This window comes from Romboutsia sedimentorum (genome assembly GCF_030131845.1).
GTDB classification, from domain to species: Bacteria; Bacillota; Clostridia; order Peptostreptococcales; family Peptostreptococcaceae; genus Romboutsia_D; species Romboutsia_D sedimentorum.
Genome location: NZ_JASKYM010000001.1, coordinates 447,391 through 471,863, shown reverse-complemented (window position 1 = coordinate 471,863; position 24,473 = coordinate 447,391). Strand labels below are relative to the sequence as shown.

Genomic DNA, 24,473 nt, shown 5'->3' with positions numbered 1-24,473 from the left:
AAACATAAATTTAACAATAATAAATTAGGGGGTAGATAGATATGATTAAAGAAGAGACCATTTATAAAGAAAAGGACGCAAAGTCAGTTAATGGCTTTATGGCTTTAATATCAATCATTTTACTTTTTATAGTATCAGTATGGCTTATAATTGGACCGATGAATATATATGCAGTAGTTTTAGGTATATTAGGTATTCTTGGAAACTTTATATCTTTATTTGGACTTAAAGTACTTAATCCTAAGGAAGCATTAGTTTTAGTTTTATTTGGTAAATATTATGGAACTATAAAAAAAGAAGGATTTTATTGGGTAAATCCATTTTGCAGTGCAGTAAATCCAACAGCACTTCCTTCAAACGTTTCAAAACATTCGCCTAATGATAAAACTGAGATAGTAGTTTATGCTAATGGTAAAAAAGTATCATTAAAAACTATGACTCTTAATAATGAAAAACAAAAGGTTAATGACCAGTTAGGAAATCCTATTATAATAGGAGTAGTTGTAATTTGGAAAGTATTAGATGCAACTAAAGCTGTATTTAACGTTGATAATTATAATACATTTTTATCAATTCAATGTGATTCAACTCTTAGAAATATTTCAAGACTTTATCCATATGATGCATCTGAAGATGGAGAAGAAAAATCTCTTCGTGGAAGTAGTCAAGAAATAGCTGATAAGTTAAAAGAAGAATTGCAAACTAGAGTTGATATTGCAGGGATTGAAGTTAGTGAAGTTAGAATTACTCACCTATCTTATGCACCAGAGATTGCAGCAGCTATGCTACAACGCCAACAAGCAGAGGCTATAATAGCAGCAAGAAAGAAAATTGTTGAAGGTGCTGTAAGTATGGTAGATATGGCTTTAACTAATTTAAGTGAAAACAATATCGTAACTCTTGATGATGAGAGAAAAGCTGCTATGGTTAGTAACTTGTTAGTTGTACTTTGTGGAAACAAAGATGCACAGCCTATAGTTAATAGTGGTTCAGTATACTAAAAATTAAGATGTAGATAATCTAATCTACATCTTTTTTCGTTAAATAAAATTACTTGACTTAGAAATTAGGGGGAGCAATGAGAAAAAAGGATATTATTTTATTAATTATTATAATACTATTAGGAGTAACCGGATCATTTACAGAAAATCAAAGCATGCAGACTTTATTAATAGCAGGTATGTTTATATTTACTATTCTTACAAAGCTTACTGATTATATTTATAGAAAGAAGCTTATAAAACAAATAAATAGTAAAAATATGACCTATATTAAAGTGAAAGAAAATAGCAAATCAGAGATTATAAGTATGGTAGCTATAACTTTTATTACATCACTAGGAGTAAAATCTGTGTTTGGAAGATATGAAATGCAAAATCATAGAGGTATTACAGATATAATAAGTTATATAAGTGGATTTGAGTATTTAGATAAGTTGCTTATTTTTACTTATATAATGTTATTTATTTCTATTATTTTACCATTAGCTCAATCACTATTTAGCTATAATATAATAACTGATGATAAAGTTATCTTTTATGATAATTTAGTTTTTAAAATTAATGAGATTGAGGAGATAAAATACGAAGAATCTTTATTATACAAAAATAAAAAGATTATAGTTCTTGGCAAGGGATTTACAGACCGAAAGATGGTAGTTAAAATAGAAGATTTTGATAAAGTTAAGATATTGTTAGAAAGTAAAAATACTTTGTAATTGTATTTTAAAAAGTAGGATCATTAGATTCTACTTTTTTTTGTGCAAACACAATATTTCCAGTTAAAGAGGAGAAAGTCTATCTATGATAAAATACATAAAAAAATATATAATAAAGCTGTAAAAGATAGCAAATAAATAACATGGAGGGAGATTAAGTTATGTTTAACAAATATAATAATTATGATAAGTACCCAACTAAACATATAAAAGGATATAAAGATCAATCATTCAAAGGATATGAAAATATTTTAGAAGAAGTAAAGCTAAAATGTAGGAATAATAAAAAGTCGGTAGTAGTAATTGACTGCTATATGGGGGTTGATTTAGAAGAGATACATAATGCATTTTCTAAATTAAATCCAATTCTTACAATAAAATCTGATGATATATCTATGAGTAGTGAAGAAATAGATAATATAGCAAAAGATTTTTTAACAGATGATAGAGTATTTGGAATAATGAACACTAAAGTATTGTCAGACTTTTTCAAAGAAGAAAATATTGAAAAAGCAAAATTAGAAATAGAAAATATAAATTCTGGAATTGTTTTAGTTTATGGAGTAGGAGCATCATTAATCTATGATGGTGATATAACTTTATTTGCAGATTTAGCAAGATGGGAAATTCAGACCAGATACAGAATGGGAATGGGAAATTGGAAAGCAAATAACGGTAGTGAAGACATACTAAGAAAGTATAAAAGAGGATTTTTCTTAGAGTGGAGAGCTATGGATAGACATAAAAAATGTGTGTTTAAAAAAATGGACTATTTATTAGATACAAACAAAAAAGACGACCCAAAGATGATAACAAAGGATGCATTTAAAGGAGCTTTAGAAAAAATATCAAAAGAACCATTTAGAGTTGTTCCATACTTTGACCCAGGTGTATGGGGTGGACAATGGATGAAGTCAGTATGTGGGTTAGATAAGGAAAAAGAAAACTTTGCATGGAGCTTTGATGGAGTGCCAGAGGAAAATAGTTTATATCTTGATTTTGAAGGAATAAACGTTGAAATACCAGCTATTGACTTAGTATTAACTAAACCAAGAAACCTTTTAGGAGATAAAGTACATGCAAGATTTGGAGCAGAGTTTCCTATTAGATTTGACTTTTTAGATACAATAGGAGGGCAAAACTTATCTCTACAAGTACATCCTCTTACAGAATATATACAAGAGAAATTTGGAATGCACTATACACAAGATGAAAGTTACTATATATTAGATGGTTTAGATGATGGTGTTGTGTATCTTGGGTTAAAAGAGGGAATTGAAAAAGAAGACATGATTTGTGATTTAAGAAAAGCTGAAAGTGGTGAAATAACTTTCCCTGATGAAAAATATATAAACAAGTTTAAAGCTAAAAAGCACGACCATTTCTTAATACCAGCAGGAACTGTTCATTGTTCAGGAAAAAACACTATGATACTAGAGATAAGTTCAACACCATATATATTTACTTTTAAGCTTTGGGACTGGGATAGAGTAGGTTTAGACGGATTACCTAGACCAATACATCTAAACCATGGAGAAAAGAACATTCAATGGGATAGAACTACAAAGTGGGTAGAGGAAAACTTAGTAAATGATATAACTGTATTACAAGATATAGAAGGGTTAAAAGAAGAAAAAACAGGATTACACGAAAGAGAATTTATTGAAACTAGAAGACATTGGTTCTCAAAAGAAGTTAAACACAAAACACATGGTAGTGTAAACATGCTTAATTTAGTAGAAGGTGAAGAAGCAATAGTTAAGAGTCCAACTAATAAGTTTGAAGAGTTTGTAGTACATTATGCAGAAACCTTTATAATACCAGCTTGTGTAGATGAATATACAATAACACCTTATGGAAAGTCAAAAGGAAAAGAAATAGCAACGTTAAAGGCATATGTAAGGGGTTAATAAATCCCCTTAAAGAGGAAAAAGATTGACTATGAAAAACGTTTGCAAAATTATACAATAAAGATATAACAAAGCAATCATTTAAAAAAACTACATTAAATCAGGAGGCAAACTATGAAACTTTTAGCAATAACATCTTGTCCTGTTGGAATTGCCCATACTTATATAGCAGCTGAGAAGCTTATGAAAATGGGAAAAAAAATGGGTATAGACATTAAAGTAGAGACACAAGGGTCAACAGGTGTGGAAAATGAATTAACAGAAAAAGAAATACAAGAAGCTGATGGAATAATAATAGCAGCTGATAAAACTGTTAACTTAGACAGATTTGCAGGTAAAAAAATTCTAGAATGTCCAATAAGTAAAGCAATAAAAGAACCAGAAAATTTAATACAAATGTTTATAGATGAAAAGGTTTCAGTAAACAAATCAATAAAATCAAGCAATGATAATAAAATGAATTCTAAACAACCAGGATTTTACAAGCACTTAATGGGTGGAGTATCGTTTATGATACCATTTGTAGTGGTAGGAGGTCTGTTAATAGCAATAGCCCTAGCACTTGGTGGAAAGCCAACTGATGCAGGATTAGTAATACCAGATGGTAGCTTTTGGAAACATATAGAAGCTATTGGAGCTGCAGGATTTACGTTTATGGTACCTATACTATCAGGATATATCGCATACTCAATAGCTGATAGACCAGGATTAGTACCAGGTATGATAGGTGGATATATAGCAGCAAATGGTCATTTTTATGGATCAGAAGTTAATGCAGGTTTCTTAGGTGGAATTATAACAGGATTTTTAGCAGGATATATAGCAAAATGGTTAAAGAACTTAAAAGTACCTCAAATGTTTAAGCCAATAATGCCAATAATAGTTATTCCAATAATATCAACATTAATAGTTGGATTAGCATTTATATTAGTATTAGGACAACCTATAGCTTCAATATTCTCAGGATTAACAGATTTATTAACAAGTCTTTCAGGGTCTCAAACAATAGTAATAGCAAGTTTATTAGGTGCAATGATGGCATTTGATATGGGTGGACCTGTAAATAAAGTAGCATTTTTATTCGGTGTATCTATGTTAACATCAGGTAATGCTTTGATAATGGGTTCAATAGGAGCTTCAGGAGTAATACCTCCATTAGGGATGGCATTAGCAACATTTATAAATAAAAAATTATATTCTCAAGATGAAATAGATGCAGGAAAAGCAGCACTACTTATGGGATTTTGTGGGATAGGAGAAGGTGCAATACCTTTTGCATCAGTTGACCCACTAAGAGTTATACCTTCAATAATGGTAGGAGCAGTAGTAGCAGGTAATATAGCAATGTTTGCTGGAGTTACAAATATGGTGCCTCACTGTGGACCAATAGTAGCATTAATGGGAGCTGTAGATGGTGTGTTAATGTTTATGGTTGCTATAGCAGCAGGGTCAATAGTAACAGCACTTATGGTTAACTTCTTAAAAGCTAGAAAAATGAAAAAAGTTCAAAATTAACATATAAAAACCAGGAGGCAAAGAAATGTCAAATCAATTATTTAATGCTAAATTTATAGATTTAGATGCAAAAACAACTACAAAAGAGGAAACAATAAAATATCTAGCTTCATTAATAACAGAGAATTTAAATGATAAAGATGAATATATAAGTGCAGTAATGGCTAGAGAAGCAATGTCTACAACAGGTATAGGAGAAGGAGTAGCTATTCCACATGGAAAGTCTAGTGGAGTAAGAGTTCCAACAGTAGCATTTGCAAAAATGTCTAACCCAATAGACTGGGAAAGTTTAGATGATGAGCCTGCAAACTTAATATTTTTAATAGCTGTACCAGATGGAGGAAACAATGACCACTTACAAATATTAAAAATGTTAGCTATTTCTTTAATGGACGACGATTTTAAAGAAGAATTATTAAAAGTAGAAACTAATGAAGAAGCAGAAAAGCTACTTTTAGAAAGAATAGTTGGTTAAGAATTAGTGTATTAACATACCTAAAATTAGTTTAAAATAAGTGTATTAATAAATTTCAAAAAGATAAACTAATGAAGAAGTGGGTGTTATTAATTATGGTCATCAATAATAGGCAACAGGAGATACTAGAGATTTTATTTAACAAAAAAGATGTTATTACATCTGATAAACTATGCTCTGCTATAAATGTATCATCTCGGACGGTAAGAAATGATATTAAGGAAATTAATAAAACCTTTAAAGATAAAGGAATAAATATATCTTCACAAAAAGGAAAAGGATACAGATTAAACATAGAAGATATAGAACTCTTTAATAAACTTATAAAAAAGAAAGTAAATAATCTTGAAAGTGACTATTTAACTAAAGAGGAAAGATACAACTTTATAATTTTTATACTTCTTAAAAATAATTTAGAAAACACAGAGTATATAACTCAAATAGAATTAGCAGATAGCTTGTATATAAGCATATCATCTCTAAAAAATGATTTAAAAATCGTAAAAGAAAAACTTGAAAAATACAAATTATCAATAGCTAAAGTTTCTAACAAAGGAATAATGTTAGATGGAGAAGAAGAATATATCAGGTATTATATAAATAAACAATTACAAAAATCTCAATTATTTAAGCAAACATTTAATAGTATATACCAAAACAAAGTAAGCTCAATAAGTAAAGATGATATATCTATAATAATAAGAGAAAATATTATAAAATTTAAACTAAGATTAACAGATGTTTCTTATAAAAATCTAATGAACTGTATACAAATCTGTATATTAAGGAAATTATATAATAAAAAAATACAATATCAAAGAGAATATATGGATAAAATAAAGAACGAATCTAGTTCATATATTAGTGAAAAAATATGTAGCGATATAAAAGATAGATTCGATATTTTATTGATAGAATCAGATATAGTTTTTATTACAAAACATATTTTATCAAGTAATACGATTGTTAAAAGCAAATACGAAATTTTATCTATGTTAAATACACAAGACCTAATGAATTATAAGCTAGTAGAAGAAATTATAAATGCTATAGATATAAATTTTGGTGTTAATTTAGATAGTGATGATATCTTAAAGGATTTTTTAGTATCTCACATTAAAGGTGCAATAAATAGAGCTAAATACAATATAAAAGTCGAAAATGAAATGTTAAACAATATAAAGTCTAATTATCCATTTTCATTTGGAATGGGAATATTAGCAAATGATATTATAAAGAAAAATATAGGAATAAGATTATGCGAAGATGATGTAGGATTTTTATCTCTACACCTTGAAGCATCTATGAGAAGGCTTGAAATAAACAAAGAAAGGAAAGTCAAAAAAGTAATAATCATATGCTCAACAGGAGCTGGAACATCTCTTTTATTAAAAGTAAAATTACAAAAACAATTTGGAAATCAACTTATAATTGTAGATACTATTCCTTGGTATGAATTTGATGAAAAATTATTAAGTGTACTAGATTTTGTTATAAGTACTATGAAGCTAGACAGCATAAATAAGGATAGAATTGTTTATGTTAAAAATCTATTAGACGAAGAAGAAATACAAAATATAAAAAGTAAAATTAATGATGTACAAAGTAGTGAAATTTCACTTGATAAAAGATTTAAAGAAGATTTGTTTTTTATGAATTCAAACATAACAAATAAATCAGAAGCTATAAAGTTTATGACTGATAAACTTGTGGATAGAGGATATATAAATAGTGAAATTCAAAGAGAGTTTTTCAAAAGAGAAGAAATATCGAGTACAGAAATCGGCGATTTAGTTGCAATACCTCATACTATGCATAGTGATATAAAAGAATCATTTATATGCGTTTTGATTTTAAAAAAGAGTATTTTGTGGGATAAAAAACAAGTACAAATTGTAATATTAATAGGTATGGCAAATCATGAACAAAAAGAGTGGAAGCTAAGCTTAGAAAAGCTTTATAGAAATATAGTTGATATACAAACTACAACTAAACTAATCAAAAGCAGTGATTTCAATGATTTTATAAACTATATAAAATATATAATATAAATAAAAAGTGATTTATATTATATTAAAAAAAATTTCCTGTGCAATAAAAAAAGACCTAATTAAAAATATAAATTAGGTCTTTTTATTTATACAATTTATCTCATTATAGTGTAAGCCATATATAATACATATAGTACTATTAAAATAATACCTTCACTTTTAACAAGAGATCTATCTCTTCTCATAAATATATGTAAAAGAATAGTTATAGCTAACATAAATATTATGTCAAATATAGCGAATGCACTTATAGTTATAGGACTTATAGTACTTGCTAGACCTAAAATTAAAAGTATATTAAATATATTTGAACCTATAACATTACCAATTGCTATTTCAGTTTCACCTTTTTTAGTAGCGATAACTGATGTTACAAATTCAGGTAGTGAAGTACCTACTGCAACTATAGTTAATCCAACTAAGTTAGGACTCATACCAAATGAAGTAGCAATAGTAGTAGCTGATTTAACAACCATATCACCACCAAGTACTATACCAACGATTCCAACTATACTTAATATTATAGTAGTTGCCATAGGAACTTCTTTAACTGGTGTAGCTTCTATAGCTACAGCTGTTTCTCCACCTGATACTTGTTCTTCGCTAGTAGATTTTTTAGCACTTTTTATAGTAGATATTAAGAAATAAGTAAATACTACTAAGAATAAAATTCCCTCTATTCTACTTATATTAAAGTCTATTGCAAAGAATAATAGCATTGCACTTACAATTATTAAAAAAGGAGAATCTTTTTTTAGAGTATTTTTTTCAACTGGTAATTTTGCGATTATAGATGAAACTCCAAGAACTATAAGTATATTAAAGAAATTAGACCCGACAATGTTAGCAACACTCATATCGTTTTGACCTGCTAGTGATGAGGTAATACTTACCGCAGCTTCTGGGGCACTAGTACCCATTGCTACTATAGTAAGACCTATAATCATAGATGGGACATTGAATTTTCTAGCTATAGATGCTGCTCCCTCGACGAACAAATCAGCACCTTTTATAAGGAATACAAATCCTAGTATTAATATTAAAAACGTCATTTAAACTGCCTCCTAATGTGATTGAATATATTTTCATATCTAATTAGTATAACATTATGTATACTTTATTGTAAATAATTAACATACAGGGTGTTTTATGTTTTGAATGTATTTTTAATGCAGCGTGTTTAATTTACTTTAATTAATACTGAGCTTATAATTAAAGTATTGATTAAATTTAGGAGGAAGATATTATGGAGATTGAATCATTATGAGAATAAGAGTTAGGTATTTTATAATTACCTCAGTAGTTTTAGTTATGGGGTTGTTATCAAGAAAATTTATGTTTATATTTCCAAATAGCATTGCTCCATTTGTAGGAGATATGCTTTGGGCTATGATGGTTTACTTTGGTTTTAGATTTTTATTTCCAAAGTTAGAATTATTAAAAAGTTTTAATATAGCAATTATTTTTACTTTTATCATAGAGATAAGTCAGTTATACCAATCTGATTGGATAAATACTATACGTGATACTACTCTTGGAGGTCTGGTACTTGGACATGGTTTTTTATGGGAGGACTTAATAAGCTACTGTATAGGTATAATGATTGGGATAGTAATAGATAAAATTTTAAATGTATTTTTAGGACGTAGTTAATAGATATTTATTTTAAATTCTAATTAGTATTTGTCGAACTTTGCATTAAATTGAAAGTTTGTTTTTATGGTAATTATTGTAAAAATATTATAAAATGAGAGAATATGAAAGGAATTAATCAAATATGTACAATAAATTTAAGATTAGTAACAAAAAAATATATATAACAATAGTTATATTAAGTTTTATCTGTTTAATGATTTCAGCTAAGTTGTTTATTAATGTTGCAATTTATGCAGATAATTTTAATACATCTCCTGTTGTTGTATATGGTGGAGAACTATGGAATAGCGTTAGTTGGATACAAATGGGATTGATATTTTTTATAGGTATAATATCTTTATTTAAAATAAATAATAATTGATTTATTTTGTGTTAATGCAAAAATATAGGAAAATACTAAGCACTTAGAATATCTAAGTGCTTTTTGTGTTCGCTAAAATATTCTATTTTTGCAAAACTGACTTAATAGCTGTTTTTAGTAACATCAAAGAAAATATAGCAGTAATTATTATACCTATTACAGAAAGAACTGTAATGGTATCATATAAAGTTTTAAATATAATTAAGCCAGTCTTTGTAACTTCTTCAGGATAAATTCTAAACTGAATATCAGATATTATTGCTGTTCCTAATATTTTTAATATCATTAATGAGAGTCCACTTACAATACCCATTAATAAATTCTTGTAATTTTGCATTTTATACCCCCGTTATAATTTTAATAGTAACTTATATGACTATTCTAAAAAAACACATTTAATGCATAAATAGAACATTCTAAAGAGTATAGGGATAAATTTATATGTATAATAAAAGATTATAAAAAATTAAACACCTAGTGTAAAATTAGGTGTTTTTGTTGTGTATAAAAATATTTTTAAATAAGTTAAGCATCCTCAATATATAATTAGTTATTTATAAATTTTCATTCAAAATATGTTTGTAAAACTCTATACTTATGTCTTTTAAGCTAGTATCTTTTGGATTAAAATTATTTTCTATTAGATAATTACAAAATTTCAAATCATACACATAAGTCGTATAATCTCTTTTGTTATCATAGTACTTATGCTCTAAGTATTTTGCAAAACCTTCAACCAAGTTCTCCTCACACCAACCAGTCCAATCATAAGAATCCTTACCTATTTTTTCATAGCCATCAGATAAATCTTTGTTTTTTCTTAGTTGATATGCTAGCTTAGTAAACTTACTATTTCTTGTAAATGTGGCGAATAATTCATGCGAATACTCGTGAAATGGTGAACTTAATAAATTATCTTTATTTGTACCTGGCTGAATAGTTGATATCTTGTAATTATCATATTCAAACCCCATAGCACCTATAGGTGGTAAATCGTAATAGAATACAGCTTTGTAATCTTGTTTGAACTTTACTCCACTGTGTGCTTCCATAAACTTGAAGATATCTGTGTTTTTGTTTGCTAAATATGAATTCATTTCTTTTATATATTGTTCAATTTTAAGATTATTTTCTTGCATAAAATCTTTTAAGTATTCTTTATAAAAATAATTAAAAAATACTTTTATGTCCTCTTTTAGAGTTTCACTTAATACCAAATTTGATTGACTATTAAGTTTTGAAATTATTTGTTCAACACTACAACTATCATCTAAAGAAATAGTTTCGTTAATATATGACCAATCACCATAATTATCAAATATTCTTATTAATCTCTTTTTCATATTAGAGTCCATAGTAGAATAAGTATTTTTTAACCATTCATAGTATTGTAATCCATATTCTCCACTATTTTTATAAAGTTCTTCATTAAATACAGCAGTATTTTTAAAATTAGCTCTGTATACATCAAAAGCAACTGAAATCAAAGAAATTTTTAAAGTTAATCCCTTAATTTCAATATTGTTATCGCTATTATCTATGTTACTATTGCTACAACCTGAAAGTGTTAATAATGATAGTATTAACAATAAAACCACTGATTTTTTATTCATCTTTACTCTCCTAATATAAATTATAAAAATCATTTTCGTTATTTTACAATATATAACTGTACTTAAATTATAGCCTTAGTAAAAATGTAAGTAAACAAATTACTATACTCAAAACATACGTTTGAAGAGTTTCAATAATAGGAAAGGAGTGTTACTAATTAAAATTCCTTTAACAATGATCAAAATTAAATTTAAAGCATAATAACATTTCAGTCCAGTTTTCATACATCTTAGTCCAACTATGTAAAATTAACGTAAACTTATGATATTATAAAAGCATTATTGGATATATAGAAAACTAAGATATGAAAGGTTGTTATTAATATGAAAAAAATGTATTCTATATTATTGTTAGTTTGTATTATATTAATTACATTTATTTTATTGAATAAATATCATGTATATATGACTGGAAAAATAATATTAGGAGTTTCAGCTGGGTTTGCAGTTTCATCTATTATGAATATACGTAGATATAAATAGAAAAGTAAATAATTTATATATATTTTTTGAAAATAATGTCAAAAAACAAAAATAAATCATACTATACAAAAGAGGATGTCCTGTAAGTATAAAAATCATCCTCGATATATAAGTTATAGGAGGCGATAAATTTGGCTAAGAAGGTATTTATTGATCCTGGTCATGGAGGCACAGACAGTGGAGCTGTTGGTGTTGATAACTTATTAGAAAAAAATATCAACTTGCAAGTAGCTAGAAAAGTTGAAGAATTACTAAAAAAACAAGGTTTAGACGTTAAATTAAGCAGATATTCAGATGAAACAGTTTCTCTAGGTTCAAGAACTAATAATGCAAATGCATGGAAAGCAGACTGTTTTATATCTATACACTGTAACGCTTTTAATGAAAAAGCAAGCGGAATCGAAACTTATTCACACACTACAGCGACAAATAATTTAGCGAACAACATTCATTATGAATTATTAAATACAAAGGCATATAGCGCAAATAGAGGAACTAAGAGTGCTAATTATTATGTATTAAGAAATAGTAGTATGAGAGCATGTCTTGTAGAGTTAGGTTTTATTGACAATAAAGCAGATGCTAAATTCCTTACACAAAATCAAGATGCACTAGCACTTGGGATAGCGAAAGGAATATGCAGATATTTAAATGTTGAATATAAACCAGCATCAAGCTCAACAGAAAATCCAAAGCCACCAGTAACTGATAGTGAAACTTTTTATAGAGTAGTTTGTGGTTCTTATAATAATAAAGTTTATGCAGAAGAAAAAGTAGAAGAATTAAAAGACTTAGGAATGAAAGATGTATTTATAGTAGGTTATAAAAAACAATAATTTATTTAAATATATGCATATTAATTTTAGTAATGGTTAATATATAATCAGATAGTTAATCAACGTTAACTATCAACCAACACTTGCTATTTAAAAGCTAGATAATATCTTACCTTTTGGTAGTATCTTTTGAAGTGCTGGTGGCTAGATATTTGAAAAAATATCATATTAAATATATATATCTAGTAGATAACCTCTATTTACTAGAGAGCAATTAGCCTTAGTCTAATTCCAAAAGCTTAGAGTTTCAGCTAATTTGCAAACTATATTTAATAAGAGTCAAAGAGGATTAAGGATGTAGTTAACATTACTCCTTAGAAAAGCACTGAATTTGAAGGCTTAGGCTATCAAATCAGTGCTTTTTTTTATAGTTTAATAATATTTTAGTTACATTTAATTATAGGAAGTAATATACTTATAATATGAAGTGTTATAAATATGTAACTTTTTAAAAGGGGTGATTTTATATGTCAAACTCAGTATATGGTGTTAAATCTAAACTTATTTTTGAATTTTTATTGTTTACATCTTTTTTTATTGCAGTTCTCTCTAATAAATTTGTGCCTGGAATTAATAGTTCTGGGATGCCAGGCTTAGTAGTTTGGAGTATAGTTTTGATTGGATTTTCAATTTATAATAAGAAATTCAATGATATAATTGATGAATCTTCAAAGACTATATTATCAAAAGTTAATAGTATAGGAATTAAATTCGTTTTATACTCATTTGGATTAGTTGGGGTATGCTTTGCAACTCCATTTACACAACATATAGATATATCAAACTTAGATGTTGGTATAGTTATTATTACTATATTATTATTGTTAGCAATATTAAGATTGATCTTATTTATATACTTTGATAGAAAGGGGATATATGAATAAGTGCCTATCTTAAAAACAAGTATCAAAGAGCATAGAGAAAAAAATCTTATGAAGCAAAATGAATTGGCAAAATTAGTAGGTGTAAGACGTGAGACTATTGTACATTTAGAAAATGGAAGATACAATCCTTCTCTAAAATTGGCGATGGATATTGCAAAAATTTTTGATACTACAGTTGAACATTTATTTGAATTTATTGATGAAAAATAACAAATTATTATTAAGCTTATAATTTGTTATTTTTTACAATTGCTATATATTTAGGATAAAAGGGGGATATATTTATATGAGATTTAAAATAATAGGTAGTGGTGGTTGTGTTGCAACTCCTAAGCCCTTATGCACATGTAAAATTTGTATGGAAGCAAGAACTAAGGGGAAGCCTTATTCAAGATTTGGGTGTAGCTGTTTTTAGAAGATATAAATTTATTGGTTGATACTCCTGAAGATATAGTACACGCAATTAACCATTCAAATATTAATGAGATTAACAACGTCTTGTTTAGCCATGTTGACCCAGATCATACACTTGGAATTCGAGTTTTTGAGCAGCTTAGATTAAACTGGCTTGAGGTTTCTGAGGGAAAAGAGTGCAGTAATCCTATAAATGTATTGGCTATGGAACATGTAATGTCAGATATGAATTCTATACAATTTGTATTTGGTTCTTATTTGGATTATTATGAAAAGACTAGAAATTTGATTAAGAGGAATGTTATAAATAAATTCATACATATAGATGGAATAAAGATAAGTTGTATAAAAGTAAATCATGCAACAATATTTGTATTTGAGGAAAATGAAAAGAAGGTTATATATGCTCCTTGTGATGTGAAACCTTTCCCTAATGATGATATATTAAAAGATGCAGATCTATTAATAATAGGAAATACTATTGTTGGTAATATTTTAAAAGATGGATTTGTTTTGAAAGAGAATAATCCACTTAGAGATGATTTGTTTATTATGGATGAAATTCAAAATATAAAAAGAAAATACAATATAGAAGAGGTGATAATTACACATTTAGAAGAGGATTGGGGCAAATCATACAATGATTATTTAGAATTAGAAAATCACTATGATGGAATAAAATTTGCATACGATGATATGGAAATTAATATATAACATTTTATTAAATTGTAAATTAAGTAGAGTAATAATATTATTACTCTACTTAATTTATATTAGATATCAAGCGATGCTGTTTCATCAGCTTTTTTATATTCTTTAGTAAATAAAAATGGCAAGAAGAATATAGCATTAATAAGAATACCTACCAATAGTGTTTGTAATGTGAATTCAGACTCATATGAACCACTATTAGATATAATAGAAATAGAATTATTTACCAAATGTATTAGTATAGGAGCCCAAAGATTTTCACTTTTCATATAAGCGTATCCTAAGAATACACCTAAAGTTGTACAGAATGCTAAATGGAAGACTATACAATAAATTGGTGTTTTAGGACTATAAAGTGTCATGCAAAGTGGTAGATGCCAAATGCCCCATATAAGTCCTAATATTATTACACCACATCTTTTGCCATAAAGCTTTTGCAGTCTAGGTTGTAAGAAATATCTCCATCCAAACTCTTCACCAAAAAATAAAGTAAATCCAAAAAAGATATTAGCAAGCAAACTCGTTAAAATTGTAAAAATGCCACCAATAATATTTATTGAATTATCTTCAACAGATAAGAAAGCAGGAATGCTTCGAACTATGCTTATTATTGAGAAGAGTAGTACTACAAATAAAACTTTTTTAAAATTTTTATTTAAAGATAAATTTAGTATTTCAAAGTCAAATTTATCTTTAAATAAAACACAGATAAGATAACAAGATATAGCCATATCTATTATTGAAGAGATAGTAATATTTCCTATAAAAAATACCTGAAGTATAGATACAAATATTCTTACAAGTGTAGCTATAGCAAATACATTGAAAAATTTATCTACTGATGGAGGAAAACTATAATTAGAAATTTTCTTTAGAACAACAATAGCTGAAAATGCAGGAATATACATAAATAATCCACCAAAACTTCCAACTAAATCAGCGCTATATGGCTTAGTGGTAGAAATAAACATAAAAATAGATATAAAGGCAATAAGCCCAAAGTTAATTAATAAGAAAGTACTCACTTCTTTTTTTATAACTTTAACGTTAGTACACATGGTAATACCCCCTTAATTTAAACTCTATGATAAAATAATAACATATCAATTGGTAAAAAAATACAATTTAATGATGCTAAATGTATTTTTATAGAATGTTAGTAGATTAAAAAATATTAATTTAATACAATTAGAATATATCATATCTATGTAATTATTAAGGAGGGGGAATTACTATTTACTTTGAATTTAATGGTTTTTATATAGATTTAATTGATAGTGAAGATTTAGATTATATTGTAAATATATATAATTCAAATGAGCTTTTTCTAAAAAGTCATATAGGTAAAAAAAGCATAACTAGAAATTGGGTATGTGGTGAATTAGAAACCATGAAAAATGAAGGTTTTTATTCATGTAAAGTTATTCAAAAGAAATCAAATAAGATAGTAGGGTTGATTGACTTTAAAGTAGATGAAGAAGTTTATTTATCTTTGCTTATGATTGATAATAGTATTAGAGGTCAGGGGATAGGGCTTAGAATATATGAATTATTTGAGATGTATGTAAAGTCTTGTAAGAGCAGTAGTATAAGGATAGATGTTGTTACAAACTATGATAAACATGTTCTTGATTTTTGGATTAAGAATGGATTTAGAAGTATAGAGAGTATAACTTTAAACTGGAATAAAAAAGTATTACCTGCTGTTGTTATGAGAAAAGATTTTTAGCCATGTGGAAATTATAAATTTTGGCGAAAGTTTATTAAATAAAGTTCTATTATAATTAAATTAAAAAGTGTAACAAAAAGCTAAATATCATTAGGGGGTATAAGTATGAATATAGAGTTTAGAGTAATAGATAAAAGCAACTATAATCAATGTATAAAATTAAAAACTAGTGAAGAACAAAAAAGATTTGTTGCTACAAATATTTTTTCTTTAGTTCAATCAGCCTATGAACCGAATTTTTACCCATTAGGTGTTTATAAAAATGATAAGATGGTCGGTTTTATTTTATATGATTTTGATGATGAGATTAATGGATGGTCAATGAGTAGGTTTATGATTGATGAAAAGTTTCAAAATCAAGGAATAGGAAAAGTAGCATTGAATAAATTTATAAAGTTGTTTATTGAAAAATATGGTCATATAAAATTATATACAAGTGCAGAAGTTGATAATACTGTTGCTGTTAATTTGTATGAAAGCATGGGATTTGAAAAAAAAGAAGTATTTGAATATGAAGTTGATGGAGTAACTTATAAAGAGTTTAGGATGCTTGCTCAACTATAGTACGATAATTACAAAGTACTTACTAATAAGAACATCAAATAGAAACTATTGATGTTTTTTAGTGTTCAATAAAATAGATACTAAATATCAAGAGATGATGTTTAAATGGAAAGAAGATAATATTAAATAAAAGTAGTTGCATTTTAAAGTTTAAGGACCTATTATATAAATATAGGTATTTAACTAATTAGCTAAATATCTATAAGAAGATTGAAAGGGGTTATCATATGAGCCAAGCATTTAAAGCTTTGAGCGATAAGACAAGAAGGGAAATATTAAAGTTGCTTAATATCAAAGATATGAGTGCAGGTGAGATAGCTAAACATTTTGATATGTCTAAGCCATCAATATCAAAGCACTTAGATATTCTAAGAGAAGCAGAACTTATAAGTTCTGAAAAAAAGGGGCAATTTGTAATTTATTCTATTAATACTTCTGTAATTCAAGAAGTGCTTGGGAACTTCTTGGAAATATTCAAAAAGTAAAAGGGGAAAATATTATGAAAAAAATTGATTTTACAAGAATTATATTTTTAATTATATCAGCTTTAATATTGATTGCAGGCTTTGTAATGCCAGATGGTAATATGGCTACTTCTATTTTGGGATCATCAGCTATTATTTCATTAGTTGTGTTAGAAATTAAAGCACCTGATATAGTAAAGTTATCCGAAGATAATCCTAAAGTTAAGACTTTTAGGTTTTTAAATAGACTTACCATGTTTATTGTTATTCTTTGTTCTATATTCGCTGTATTATTACCAACTGAAAAATTATATGCTTTTAAGAATAATAATATATTACTCATTGCCTTAGTTTCAATATTTATGATGATTTTTGGAAATCTTTCACCTAAAATACCGTTTAATAGGTATTTGGGATTAAGACTTCCTTGGACTATAAGAGATGAAGAAACTTGGAAGATAGCACATAAAATTTTAGGCTATTTATCTTTTCCTATTGCATTAATAATGTTTGTTTTATCATTTTTCTTTAATAGTGATAAAGTGGCAACTATTTGTGGTTTAACTTGGGTTATAGTACCAAGTATATACTCATTTGTATTCTATTATAAAAAGGTAAAGTGTATAAATAGATAAAATTGTTTGACAGGGTGTATGCCAAATTTCAAATCTAAGTCCTAATATCATTACAACATATCTTTTGTGATAAAGCTTTTGTAGTCTAGTCTGCAAGAAATACCTCCACCAAAACTTTACTAACACCACTAATAATATTTATTAAACTATTTTCAAGAGTAGGGAATTAGGAATACATAGAATTATACTTAGTATTAAGAGTAGTGCTACTATAAATAAAACCTTTTTAGTTGATAAGTAAGAAATTATAAATTTTTTCGGATTTTAATGAATACTTATATAAAATCAAGACACTTATTTTTAAAGGGGGATTTTATGGATTTTGTAGTATATACATTAGTTTATATTATTTTCACACCTATATTAACTGTACTTCATGAATTAGGTCACGCAATTGTTGCATTGATATTAACAAAAGAGAAGGTAAGTGTTAATATAGGCAATTCTGATTTGAATAAGAAAATAAACCTAAATAGATTGGTAATTAATTTAAATGGATATAAGTCTTTATTAGATGTGGCGTATGGATATGTCAATTGGACACCAGTAGATAATAAAATTAAAATGATTTTTATGACTTTAGGAGGTCCAATAATATCACTAATAGTTTCTATTTTACTATATATTTATATAATAAATGTGAAGTTACCATATATTTTGATGGTATCACTGAATGCTTTGTTTATATTTAGCGCAATTCAATTTTTAATAACTATTTTGCCGATGAAGTATTTCCACAAGCCTTATGTTGGGCATACAAGTGATGGTTATAAGATATTACAGCATTTTAAAAAGAGTAATTTAGGTAATTAAAATATTTGAAATTTGGATTATGTTAACCCTATTTATTATAAATTAAAAATAAAAATAACTGAATATTCAGTAATTTTCATGAGATAGTGATACAATATGTATTAAAAGAATGGGGATGGTCTAATGAATGTGATTGGTATAATAGGGGCAATGCCTATTGAAATAAATCATATAAAGGAAAATATAAATATAATAGAAGAAAAAGAATATGCAGGATTTAAATTTTATATTGGTAAGAAAGAAAATATAAAAATAGTACTGACTTCTTGCAGTATTGGAAAGGTAAATGCGGCGAGTTGTACACAAATACTAATTGATAGATTTGAAGTTACACATATAATAAACACAGGAATAGCTGGGAGTTTAAATAAAGATGTGAAGATTTGCGATATTGTTATTTCTGATAATGTTACTCATCATGATGTGCGTAAAGAACAAATGAAAAGATGGTTTCCTTTTAAAGAATATTTTGAGTCAGATAAATTTTTAATAGAGACAGCAATAAAAGCATATAAAAAAATAGATTCTAATAAATTCAACTATCATGTTGGAAGGATTGTTAGTGGGGAAGCATTCATTTCAGATTGTAATTTAAGAGATTTAATAATAAAGGAACATTCTCCTCATTGTGTTGAGATGGAAGGTTCTGCAATTGGTCATGTTGCATGTATAAATAACATACCATTTTTAATTATTAGGAGCATATCAGATAACGCAGATGATAATTCTACTAATTATATAGATTTTGAAAAAATAGCTGCTAATAATTCGGCTATTTTAGTATTAAATATATTAAACATTTTGGATGAAAGTTAATTTTTTTCTGAAAAAATATTAAGACTTAATAGTTAATTTAATTATAAATTTTTTTGAAGCTTATTTAAATAAGTTTTTTAGAAATAGTATATTTGATAGGATATAGAAATTAATATATATAATAATAACAATATAAAAATAAAAGGGAGATATGCCTATGGATTTTCCATTATCTGAAACAAGCAGATTGTATTTAAGAAAAATAACTATAAAAGATGCAGATGATATATTTGAATATTTATCAAATGATGAGGTAACCAAATACTTAGGTAGAGAATCATTAAACGATATAGGAGAATCTTATGATTTAATTAAAAAATTTGAGACAAATTTTATTGATAAAAGAGGAATAAGATGGGGGATAATACATAAAGCAACAGGACAGTTAATAGGAACTGTAGGCTATGATGCAATTCAAATAAAAAACAAAAGAGCAGACATAGGATATGATATAAATATTAAATATTGGAGACAAGGATTTGCAACAGAGGCTATAAATGAAGTAATAAGATTAGGATTTGAGAATTTAGATTTAAATAGAATAGGAGCAGTAGTATTTCCTGAAAATATAGCTTCTTTAAATTTACTTGAGAAGCTTGGATTTACAAAAGAAGGTATTTTAAGAGACTATATAATACAAAATGATATAGAAAGAGATACTGTAGTTTTATCTTTATTAAAGGCTATGTTTTAAATCAATGTTGAAAATGGATGTTTTATAAGAAATAGATTACAATATAGATATATCAATGTTTTGGAGGTTGTAATATGCCAAATATAAAGTCTATATTAACAGATACACAAACATTACCATTAAATCAAATAGAGGAATTACTATCTCTTTTGGAAGAAGCTCTTGTGTTAGGCTCTCAAGTTGGGCAAGTATATGAAGAAGTGAAAGAATTTAGATTTGCCAAGGGGAAAGTATGCCCTCACTGTCATTCTGAATTAGTATCAAGAAACGGTAAGTATAATGGTAAACAAAGATATATCTGTAAAGATTGTAGAAAGACTTTTACTGACTTTACAAACTCTGCAACATATAGAAGTAAGAAATCTTTAGATAAGTGGCTTAAATATGCTAAATGCATGATTATGGGATTATCTATAAGAAAATCTGCTAAGATAGTGGGTATAAACATAGCGACAAGTTTTTTTGGAGACATAAAATACTTGATTGTATAAGTGCTTTTTTAGGTACTGGAGATGCTGAGGGAGTAATAGAAGCAGATGAAATATTTTTTGCTGAAAGCTTTAAAGGAACAAGACCTTCTAATATGCCACGAAAATCTCGAAAAAGAGGTAAAGCAATAAAAAAAAGAGGTATATCTAAGGAACAAATTTGTGTAGCCACAGCTATGGATAGACAAGGTAATTTAGTAATAGAGCCTTTGTGTAAAGGTAGAATGACACACAGAGAACTTGAAGGGCTTTATAAAGTTCATATAGGTGAAAATTCTATACTATGCACAGACAGTCATAAATCATATATTCAATTCGCTATAGATTGCAATTTAGACCACAAACGTATAAAAACAGGTAAACATAAAGAAGGTATTTATCATATTCAACATGTGAATGCTTTACACAGTAATTTAAAGAAGTGGATGGGTAGATTTAATGGAGTTGCAAGTAAATATATCTCAAACTATATGTACTGGTTTAAATGGCTAAGAACATTTGAAACTGAGAGAGATTCTATAAAAACTAAGAATTTTATCGTACAAAGTAATGTTGCATATTCGTACACAAAAGTAAGCGAGTTTAAAACTAGAGTACCGCAGTTTAATTGATTTATAATATTATACACAGATACAGTATAATATTATAAAAAAGGGGAGGTGATAAATAATGGAAAAAATCAAAAAGATTCTACTTGGAGCTATTTATGGAATTCTAACTTTAGGTTCGCTAAGTATAATAGCGTCTGCTTTTTTGCTAATAACATCTCAAGAAATATCTATACAAAATAGATTTTTAACAGTAGTAAGTAACGCAGAATCAGCTACAGTTCGTGCATCTGTTATTCTTATTTCCATATTCGCACTAGTGGGTTCGGTTTTAAATTTCTTAGACACAAAAAAATCAAACAGTAGTATATAACTCTCATAGATCAAATGAGTTAATAAAACCAAATTTTTGTTGGAGGAGGTGCTTAAATTGAAATTGTTAAAAAAACTAATTAAAAAACATAGGGGTGAGGTAAAATGCCCCTATGTTTTTAATTGTTAATTTCAACACTATATTAAAACATAGCCTTATTAAAAAAAGAATATATAAGTAATATTAATTGACCTATTTATAGGTCTCTTTATTGTAGCTGCAACTTTTTCCACTTTCGTATTTTAGTCCTAAATGACTTAAACGGTGCAACAGTATTGATATGAATCCATTTCCATATTGGCCAATTAGATGGAGTTGATGATGACCAGTTTCTTCCACCTTGCTCAAACAACTCAACATCTGTACAACTATTAATTAGTTCAATAATTTGCTGTTCTTTTTTCATGAACATATCACTTAACTCTTTAAGAGTATACTTATCGTACTCATTATAAAAGCTTTCATACAAACCACCAAGGTTGTTCCATTTATAGTTTTTAGCTGGAGTTATAACAGTATGTCCTTGTTGTTCTTGTTTCTCCCAATCAAGTAGGAGATTCATCCATCCCAACTGATAAGAAATCATCTGAGCGGGGGTTCTGTCAACTCCATCAATTAATTTATCTTTATCTTTTTCATCGATGTCATCAAACTCTTTGATAAATAATTTTGCACGATTTGAAATTTCTAAAATTAATTCTTCTCTATTTTTGTACTCTACCACTTTTACACCTCATTTTAATGTTTATAGTTTAATTATAGCTTTTTAAGATATATCAAAGTATGATTTTTGTAAATTAGTATATTTAACATCTAATTTTTCTGATGGATAAGCCTAAACGTATATAGTAAAGATACGATACTTTAGAAGATAATTCCTTTATATACTTACAGTTTTTATATGAAATCCAAAAAAACTGTTGACAATCTAAAATAAAAGTCATACTATAATGTAAATATAATATTAAAAATTCATTGAAGGGAATAGTAAATATTGACTAAGTATCTAAAGCGAGTGGAGGATGGTGAAAGCTCCATGAGAAAAGTAATATTGAAAGACATCCTAGAGAAGCTTATCTGAAAATAATAGTAGGGTAAGTCGGGTTACTCCGTTAAGTGTAATAAGAGATGACTTAGGTTTATTTAGCTTAGTCAAGTAGAATGGCACCGTGAATATATAGCTTTCACTTCTATAATGAAGTGGAAGCTTTTTTTATATTTAAAATAGAACAGGGCCCATTCTAAGGTGATATTTTACTTTAACAAAAGCTAAAAAACAAGTCTAAAAAGGGTGGTACCGCGAACTTTCGCCCCTTGAGATATTAATCTCAAGGGGCTTTTTTAATTAAAATTATAATATATAAAGGAGCCTTAAGATATGAAAAGAATAATGATAGATAAATTAAATGAGTATATAGATAAAGAAGCAAAAATAGAAGGATGGGTGCATCGCATAAGATGTTTAAAAGCTATAACATTCTTAATATTAAGAGATAGAACAGGATTAGTGCAATGTGTTATTGATAATGAACTAGTTAAATCAGATATGATAAAACTAGAATCAGTTGTAGCTATAACTGGAAATGTAAAAGAAAGTAATAACAAACTAAATAAATTTGAAATTGAAGTTAATAACTTAGAGACAATTAATAATTGCAAAAATGAATTGCCGATTGAAATAAATAAAGAAAACTTAAATATAAATTTAGATACTATGCTAAATAACAGAGTTTTAAGTCTAAGACATGAAAAAATAAATGCGATTTTTAAAGTACAAAACTTAATAGTTAGTGGTTTTAGAGAGTATTTAATTATGGAGGGATTTACTGAAATATTTACTCCAAAACTTGTTGCAGAAGGTGCAGAGGGAGGAACTGAGGTTTTTGAAGTTAAATATTTTGAAAATAAGGCATATCTTGCTCAAAGTCCACAGTTTTATAAACAGATGATGGTTGCAGCTGGATTTGAAAGAGTTTTTGAAATGGGGCATGTATATAGAGCTGAGCAACATGATACAAACAGACACTTAAATGAATATATTAGCATGGACTTAGAGCTTGGATTTATCAATAATCAAGAAGATATAATGAACCTTGAAGAGGAGCTATTAAAGTTCATTATAGATAAGGTAGAAAATGAGGCTCAAAAGTATTTACAATTGTTAAATGTAGAACTTCCTAAGATAGAGGATACTATTCCAAGGATAAAACTTAATGAAGCTATAGATATATTAAGAAAAGAATATAATAAAACAGATTTGGAGGGAGACTTAGATCCAGAAGCTGAGAAGTTAATTTGTGAGTATGCTAAAGAAAAACTAGGAAGTGATTTTATATTTTTAACTCATTATCCAAGAGCAAAAAGACCAATGTATACTATGCCATGTGGAGAAGAAGAAACTCATAGTTTTGACTTGTTATTTAGAGGAATTGAGATTACTACTGGAGGACAAAGAATTCATGATTATAATATGTTAATAAATAATATCAAGTACAAGGGTTTAGATCCTAACGATTATGAGAGCTATACTGAAATATTTAAATATGGAGTTCCTAAGCATGGTGGCTTGGCAATAGGGTTAGAAAGAATTGTTAGTAAAATACTAGGATTAGAAAATGTTAGGGAAGCAACTCTTATAACAAGAGATAGAACTAGACTGATACCATAAAATTTATAAAAGGTATTATCCTTAAATTAGGGTATTACCTTTTATCCTAATAAAT

Annotated in this window: 29 protein-coding genes and 1 other annotated feature; of the genes, 24 read left to right on the top strand and 5 right to left on the bottom strand. The window is 27.3% G+C overall.

The window, feature by feature from the left end; genetic code table 11:
- Window positions 1-41 precede the first annotated feature (41 nt).
- The 6 genes from QOZ84_RS02575 (at window position 42) to QOZ84_RS02550 (ending at window position 7,668) form a co-directional block, all read left to right on the top strand.
- Complete coding sequence (locus tag QOZ84_RS02575; RefSeq protein WP_284131399.1) at window positions 42-1,001, top strand: SPFH domain-containing protein; 960 nt, start codon at window positions 42-44, stop codon at window positions 999-1,001.
- 77 nt (window positions 1,002-1,078) lie between these two features.
- Window positions 1,079-1,717 (top strand): hypothetical protein, encoded by a 639-nt coding sequence (locus QOZ84_RS02570; RefSeq protein WP_284131398.1) that lies wholly within the window; start codon window positions 1,079-1,081, stop codon window positions 1,715-1,717.
- Between the two features lie 161 nt (window positions 1,718-1,878).
- Complete coding sequence (locus tag QOZ84_RS02565) at window positions 1,879-3,627, top strand: class I mannose-6-phosphate isomerase (RefSeq protein WP_284131397.1); 1,749 nt, start codon at window positions 1,879-1,881, stop codon at window positions 3,625-3,627.
- Window positions 3,628-3,741: 114 nt separating this feature from the next.
- Window positions 3,742-5,142, top strand: coding sequence for a PTS fructose transporter subunit IIC (locus QOZ84_RS02560; protein WP_284131396.1), 1,401 nt, complete (start codon window positions 3,742-3,744; stop codon window positions 5,140-5,142).
- 25 nt (window positions 5,143-5,167) lie between these two features.
- Window positions 5,168-5,617 carry a PTS sugar transporter subunit IIA gene (locus QOZ84_RS02555; RefSeq protein ID WP_284131395.1) on the top strand — a complete coding sequence of 150 codons (450 nt, stop codon included), beginning with the start codon at window positions 5,168-5,170 and terminating at the stop codon, window positions 5,615-5,617.
- Window positions 5,618-5,712: 95 nt separating this feature from the next.
- The gene (locus QOZ84_RS02550) at window positions 5,713-7,668 is read left to right on the top strand and encodes a BglG family transcription antiterminator (protein ID WP_284131394.1); all 1,956 of its coding nucleotides are present in this window, start codon (window positions 5,713-5,715) and stop codon (window positions 7,666-7,668) included.
- Between the two features lie 95 nt (window positions 7,669-7,763).
- Here QOZ84_RS02550 and QOZ84_RS02545 read toward each other — a convergent pair whose 3' ends face one another.
- Window positions 7,764-8,720 (bottom strand): calcium/sodium antiporter, encoded by a 957-nt coding sequence (locus QOZ84_RS02545; RefSeq protein WP_284131393.1) that lies wholly within the window; start codon window positions 8,718-8,720, stop codon window positions 7,764-7,766.
- A gap of 211 nt (window positions 8,721-8,931) precedes the next feature.
- Here QOZ84_RS02545 and QOZ84_RS02540 point away from each other — a divergent pair, with 211 nt between their 5' ends.
- Both QOZ84_RS02540 and QOZ84_RS02535 read left to right on the top strand, forming a co-directional pair.
- Window positions 8,932-9,321, top strand: coding sequence for a ribosomal maturation YjgA family protein (locus tag QOZ84_RS02540; RefSeq protein WP_284131392.1), 390 nt, complete (start codon window positions 8,932-8,934; stop codon window positions 9,319-9,321).
- Between the two features lie 124 nt (window positions 9,322-9,445).
- Window positions 9,446-9,685, top strand: a complete 240-nt coding sequence (locus tag QOZ84_RS02535) for a hypothetical protein (protein ID WP_284131391.1) — start codon at window positions 9,446-9,448, stop codon at window positions 9,683-9,685.
- Between the two features lie 82 nt (window positions 9,686-9,767).
- Here the strand turns inward: QOZ84_RS02535 and QOZ84_RS02530 are convergent, their stop codons facing one another.
- Entirely contained in the window at window positions 9,768-10,022 is a 255-nt protein-coding gene (locus QOZ84_RS02530) for a hypothetical protein (protein WP_284131390.1), read from the bottom strand.
- Between the two features lie 217 nt (window positions 10,023-10,239).
- Window positions 10,240-11,298, bottom strand: coding sequence for a hypothetical protein (locus QOZ84_RS02525; protein ID WP_284131389.1), 1,059 nt, complete (start codon window positions 11,296-11,298; stop codon window positions 10,240-10,242).
- Between the two features lie 324 nt (window positions 11,299-11,622).
- Between QOZ84_RS02525 and QOZ84_RS02520 the strand changes: the two genes are divergently transcribed.
- From QOZ84_RS02520 to QOZ84_RS02495, 6 genes are all read left to right on the top strand, one after another.
- The gene (locus QOZ84_RS02520; protein ID WP_284131388.1) at window positions 11,623-11,781 is read left to right on the top strand and encodes a hypothetical protein; all 159 of its coding nucleotides are present in this window, start codon (window positions 11,623-11,625) and stop codon (window positions 11,779-11,781) included.
- A gap of 131 nt (window positions 11,782-11,912) precedes the next feature.
- Window positions 11,913-12,617: an N-acetylmuramoyl-L-alanine amidase family protein gene (locus tag QOZ84_RS02515; protein WP_284131387.1), complete on the top strand. Its 705-nt coding sequence runs from the start codon at window positions 11,913-11,915 to the stop codon at window positions 12,615-12,617.
- Window positions 12,618-13,084: 467 nt separating this feature from the next.
- Window positions 13,085-13,501, top strand: a complete 417-nt coding sequence (locus QOZ84_RS02510; RefSeq protein WP_284131386.1) for a hypothetical protein — start codon at window positions 13,085-13,087, stop codon at window positions 13,499-13,501.
- Window positions 13,502-13,711 carry a helix-turn-helix transcriptional regulator gene (locus QOZ84_RS02505; protein WP_284131385.1) on the top strand — a complete coding sequence of 70 codons (210 nt, stop codon included), beginning with the start codon at window positions 13,502-13,504 and terminating at the stop codon, window positions 13,709-13,711. It abuts the gene before it with no gap.
- 76 nt (window positions 13,712-13,787) lie between these two features.
- Complete coding sequence (locus QOZ84_RS02500) at window positions 13,788-13,916, top strand: hypothetical protein (protein ID WP_284131384.1); 129 nt, start codon at window positions 13,788-13,790, stop codon at window positions 13,914-13,916.
- A 14-nt stretch (window positions 13,917-13,930) separates the two neighbouring features.
- Window positions 13,931-14,629: an MBL fold metallo-hydrolase gene (locus QOZ84_RS02495; RefSeq protein ID WP_284131383.1), complete on the top strand. Its 699-nt coding sequence runs from the start codon at window positions 13,931-13,933 to the stop codon at window positions 14,627-14,629.
- Window positions 14,630-14,688: 59 nt separating this feature from the next.
- On the opposite strand, the gene QOZ84_RS02490 is transcribed toward QOZ84_RS02495, so the two are convergent.
- Window positions 14,689-15,684 (bottom strand): CPBP family intramembrane glutamic endopeptidase, encoded by a 996-nt coding sequence (locus QOZ84_RS02490; protein ID WP_284131382.1) that lies wholly within the window; start codon window positions 15,682-15,684, stop codon window positions 14,689-14,691.
- Window positions 15,685-16,016: 332 nt separating this feature from the next.
- Between QOZ84_RS02490 and QOZ84_RS02485 the strand changes: the two genes are divergently transcribed.
- The 9 genes from QOZ84_RS02485 to QOZ84_RS02445 all read left to right on the top strand — a co-directional run bounded on the left by QOZ84_RS02485 (window position 16,017) and on the right by QOZ84_RS02445 (window position 21,750).
- Window positions 16,017-16,355: a GNAT family N-acetyltransferase gene (locus tag QOZ84_RS02485; RefSeq protein WP_284131381.1), complete on the top strand. Its 339-nt coding sequence runs from the start codon at window positions 16,017-16,019 to the stop codon at window positions 16,353-16,355.
- A 105-nt stretch (window positions 16,356-16,460) separates the two neighbouring features.
- On the top strand, window positions 16,461-16,919 hold the full coding sequence (locus QOZ84_RS02480; protein ID WP_284131380.1) for a GNAT family N-acetyltransferase: 459 nt from the start codon (window positions 16,461-16,463) through the stop codon (window positions 16,917-16,919).
- Window positions 16,920-17,146: 227 nt separating this feature from the next.
- Window positions 17,147-17,404 (top strand): autorepressor SdpR family transcription factor, encoded by a 258-nt coding sequence (locus QOZ84_RS02475; protein ID WP_026901533.1) that lies wholly within the window; start codon window positions 17,147-17,149, stop codon window positions 17,402-17,404.
- A 14-nt stretch (window positions 17,405-17,418) separates the two neighbouring features.
- The gene (locus tag QOZ84_RS02470) at window positions 17,419-18,018 is read left to right on the top strand and encodes an SdpI family protein (RefSeq protein ID WP_284131379.1); all 600 of its coding nucleotides are present in this window, start codon (window positions 17,419-17,421) and stop codon (window positions 18,016-18,018) included.
- A gap of 315 nt (window positions 18,019-18,333) precedes the next feature.
- Window positions 18,334-18,831 (top strand): hypothetical protein, encoded by a 498-nt coding sequence (locus tag QOZ84_RS02465; RefSeq protein ID WP_284131378.1) that lies wholly within the window; start codon window positions 18,334-18,336, stop codon window positions 18,829-18,831.
- A gap of 123 nt (window positions 18,832-18,954) precedes the next feature.
- Window positions 18,955-19,647 carry a 5'-methylthioadenosine/adenosylhomocysteine nucleosidase gene (locus tag QOZ84_RS02460; protein ID WP_284131377.1) on the top strand — a complete coding sequence of 231 codons (693 nt, stop codon included), beginning with the start codon at window positions 18,955-18,957 and terminating at the stop codon, window positions 19,645-19,647.
- Window positions 19,648-19,804: 157 nt separating this feature from the next.
- Window positions 19,805-20,341 carry a GNAT family N-acetyltransferase gene (locus tag QOZ84_RS02455; protein WP_284131376.1) on the top strand — a complete coding sequence of 179 codons (537 nt, stop codon included), beginning with the start codon at window positions 19,805-19,807 and terminating at the stop codon, window positions 20,339-20,341.
- 74 nt (window positions 20,342-20,415) lie between these two features.
- Window positions 20,416-21,440, top strand: a protein-coding gene (locus tag QOZ84_RS02450; protein WP_284131375.1) for an IS1595 family transposase whose coding sequence is annotated in 2 segments (ribosomal slippage) — window positions 20,416-20,797 and window positions 20,797-21,440 — 1,026 coding nt in all. Because the reading frame shifts where the segments join, the coding sequence is not laid out codon by codon here.
- Between the two features lie 58 nt (window positions 21,441-21,498).
- A complete protein-coding gene (locus QOZ84_RS02445; RefSeq protein ID WP_284131374.1) occupies window positions 21,499-21,750 on the top strand; it encodes a hypothetical protein in 252 nt (83 codons plus the stop codon).
- Window positions 21,751-21,958: 208 nt separating this feature from the next.
- Here the strand turns inward: QOZ84_RS02445 and QOZ84_RS02440 are convergent, their stop codons facing one another.
- Entirely contained in the window at window positions 21,959-22,474 is a 516-nt protein-coding gene (locus tag QOZ84_RS02440; RefSeq protein ID WP_284131373.1) for a ClbS/DfsB family four-helix bundle protein, read from the bottom strand.
- 242 nt (window positions 22,475-22,716) lie between these two features.
- Window positions 22,717-22,945: a binding site (T-box leader), on the top strand.
- Between the two features lie 183 nt (window positions 22,946-23,128).
- On the opposite strand from QOZ84_RS02440, the gene aspS reads away from it, so the two are divergent.
- A complete protein-coding gene (aspS, locus tag QOZ84_RS02435; protein WP_284131372.1) occupies window positions 23,129-24,418 on the top strand; it encodes an aspartate--tRNA(Asn) ligase in 1,290 nt (429 codons plus the stop codon).
- The last annotated feature ends 55 nt before the right edge of the window (window positions 24,419-24,473 follow it).

What these genes read in the sequence shown, in the direction of transcription:
- QOZ84_RS02525 (WP_284131389.1), bottom strand. Translation starts at nt 11,298, where the DNA reads ATGAATAAAAAATCAGTGGTTTTATTGTTAATACTATCATTATTAACA.
- QOZ84_RS02560 (WP_284131396.1), top strand. Translation starts at nt 3,742, where the DNA reads ATGAAACTTTTAGCAATAACATCTTGTCCTGTTGGAATTGCCCATACT.
- aspS (WP_284131372.1), top strand. Translation starts at nt 23,129, where the DNA reads ATGAAAAGAATAATGATAGATAAATTAAATGAGTATATAGATAAAGAA.
- QOZ84_RS02530 (WP_284131390.1), bottom strand. Translation starts at nt 10,022, where the DNA reads ATGCAAAATTACAAGAATTTATTAATGGGTATTGTAAGTGGACTCTCA.
- QOZ84_RS02550 (WP_284131394.1), top strand. Translation starts at nt 5,713, where the DNA reads ATGGTCATCAATAATAGGCAACAGGAGATACTAGAGATTTTATTTAAC.
- QOZ84_RS02480 (WP_284131380.1), top strand. Translation starts at nt 16,461, where the DNA reads ATGAATATAGAGTTTAGAGTAATAGATAAAAGCAACTATAATCAATGT.
- QOZ84_RS02510 (WP_284131386.1), top strand. Translation starts at nt 13,085, where the DNA reads ATGTCAAACTCAGTATATGGTGTTAAATCTAAACTTATTTTTGAATTT.
- QOZ84_RS02460 (WP_284131377.1), top strand. Translation starts at nt 18,955, where the DNA reads ATGAATGTGATTGGTATAATAGGGGCAATGCCTATTGAAATAAATCAT.
- QOZ84_RS02485 (WP_284131381.1), top strand. Translation starts at nt 16,017, where the DNA reads ATGAAAAATGAAGGTTTTTATTCATGTAAAGTTATTCAAAAGAAATCA.
- QOZ84_RS02455 (WP_284131376.1), top strand. Translation starts at nt 19,805, where the DNA reads ATGGATTTTCCATTATCTGAAACAAGCAGATTGTATTTAAGAAAAATA.
- QOZ84_RS02470 (WP_284131379.1), top strand. Translation starts at nt 17,419, where the DNA reads ATGAAAAAAATTGATTTTACAAGAATTATATTTTTAATTATATCAGCT.
- QOZ84_RS02540 (WP_284131392.1), top strand. Translation starts at nt 8,932, where the DNA reads ATGAGAATAAGAGTTAGGTATTTTATAATTACCTCAGTAGTTTTAGTT.
- QOZ84_RS02465 (WP_284131378.1), top strand. Translation starts at nt 18,334, where the DNA reads ATGGATTTTGTAGTATATACATTAGTTTATATTATTTTCACACCTATA.
- QOZ84_RS02500 (WP_284131384.1), top strand. Translation starts at nt 13,788, where the DNA reads ATGAGATTTAAAATAATAGGTAGTGGTGGTTGTGTTGCAACTCCTAAG.
- QOZ84_RS02535 (WP_284131391.1), top strand. Translation starts at nt 9,446, where the DNA reads ATGTACAATAAATTTAAGATTAGTAACAAAAAAATATATATAACAATA.
- QOZ84_RS02545 (WP_284131393.1), bottom strand. Translation starts at nt 8,720, where the DNA reads ATGACGTTTTTAATATTAATACTAGGATTTGTATTCCTTATAAAAGGT.
- QOZ84_RS02570 (WP_284131398.1), top strand. Translation starts at nt 1,079, where the DNA reads ATGAGAAAAAAGGATATTATTTTATTAATTATTATAATACTATTAGGA.
- QOZ84_RS02555 (WP_284131395.1), top strand. Translation starts at nt 5,168, where the DNA reads ATGTCAAATCAATTATTTAATGCTAAATTTATAGATTTAGATGCAAAA.
- QOZ84_RS02475 (WP_026901533.1), top strand. Translation starts at nt 17,147, where the DNA reads ATGAGCCAAGCATTTAAAGCTTTGAGCGATAAGACAAGAAGGGAAATA.
- QOZ84_RS02575 (WP_284131399.1), top strand. Translation starts at nt 42, where the DNA reads ATGATTAAAGAAGAGACCATTTATAAAGAAAAGGACGCAAAGTCAGTT.
- QOZ84_RS02565 (WP_284131397.1), top strand. Translation starts at nt 1,879, where the DNA reads ATGTTTAACAAATATAATAATTATGATAAGTACCCAACTAAACATATA.
- QOZ84_RS02520 (WP_284131388.1), top strand. Translation starts at nt 11,623, where the DNA reads ATGAAAAAAATGTATTCTATATTATTGTTAGTTTGTATTATATTAATT.
- QOZ84_RS02490 (WP_284131382.1), bottom strand. Translation starts at nt 15,684, where the DNA reads ATGTGTACTAACGTTAAAGTTATAAAAAAAGAAGTGAGTACTTTCTTA.
- QOZ84_RS02445 (WP_284131374.1), top strand. Translation starts at nt 21,499, where the DNA reads ATGGAAAAAATCAAAAAGATTCTACTTGGAGCTATTTATGGAATTCTA.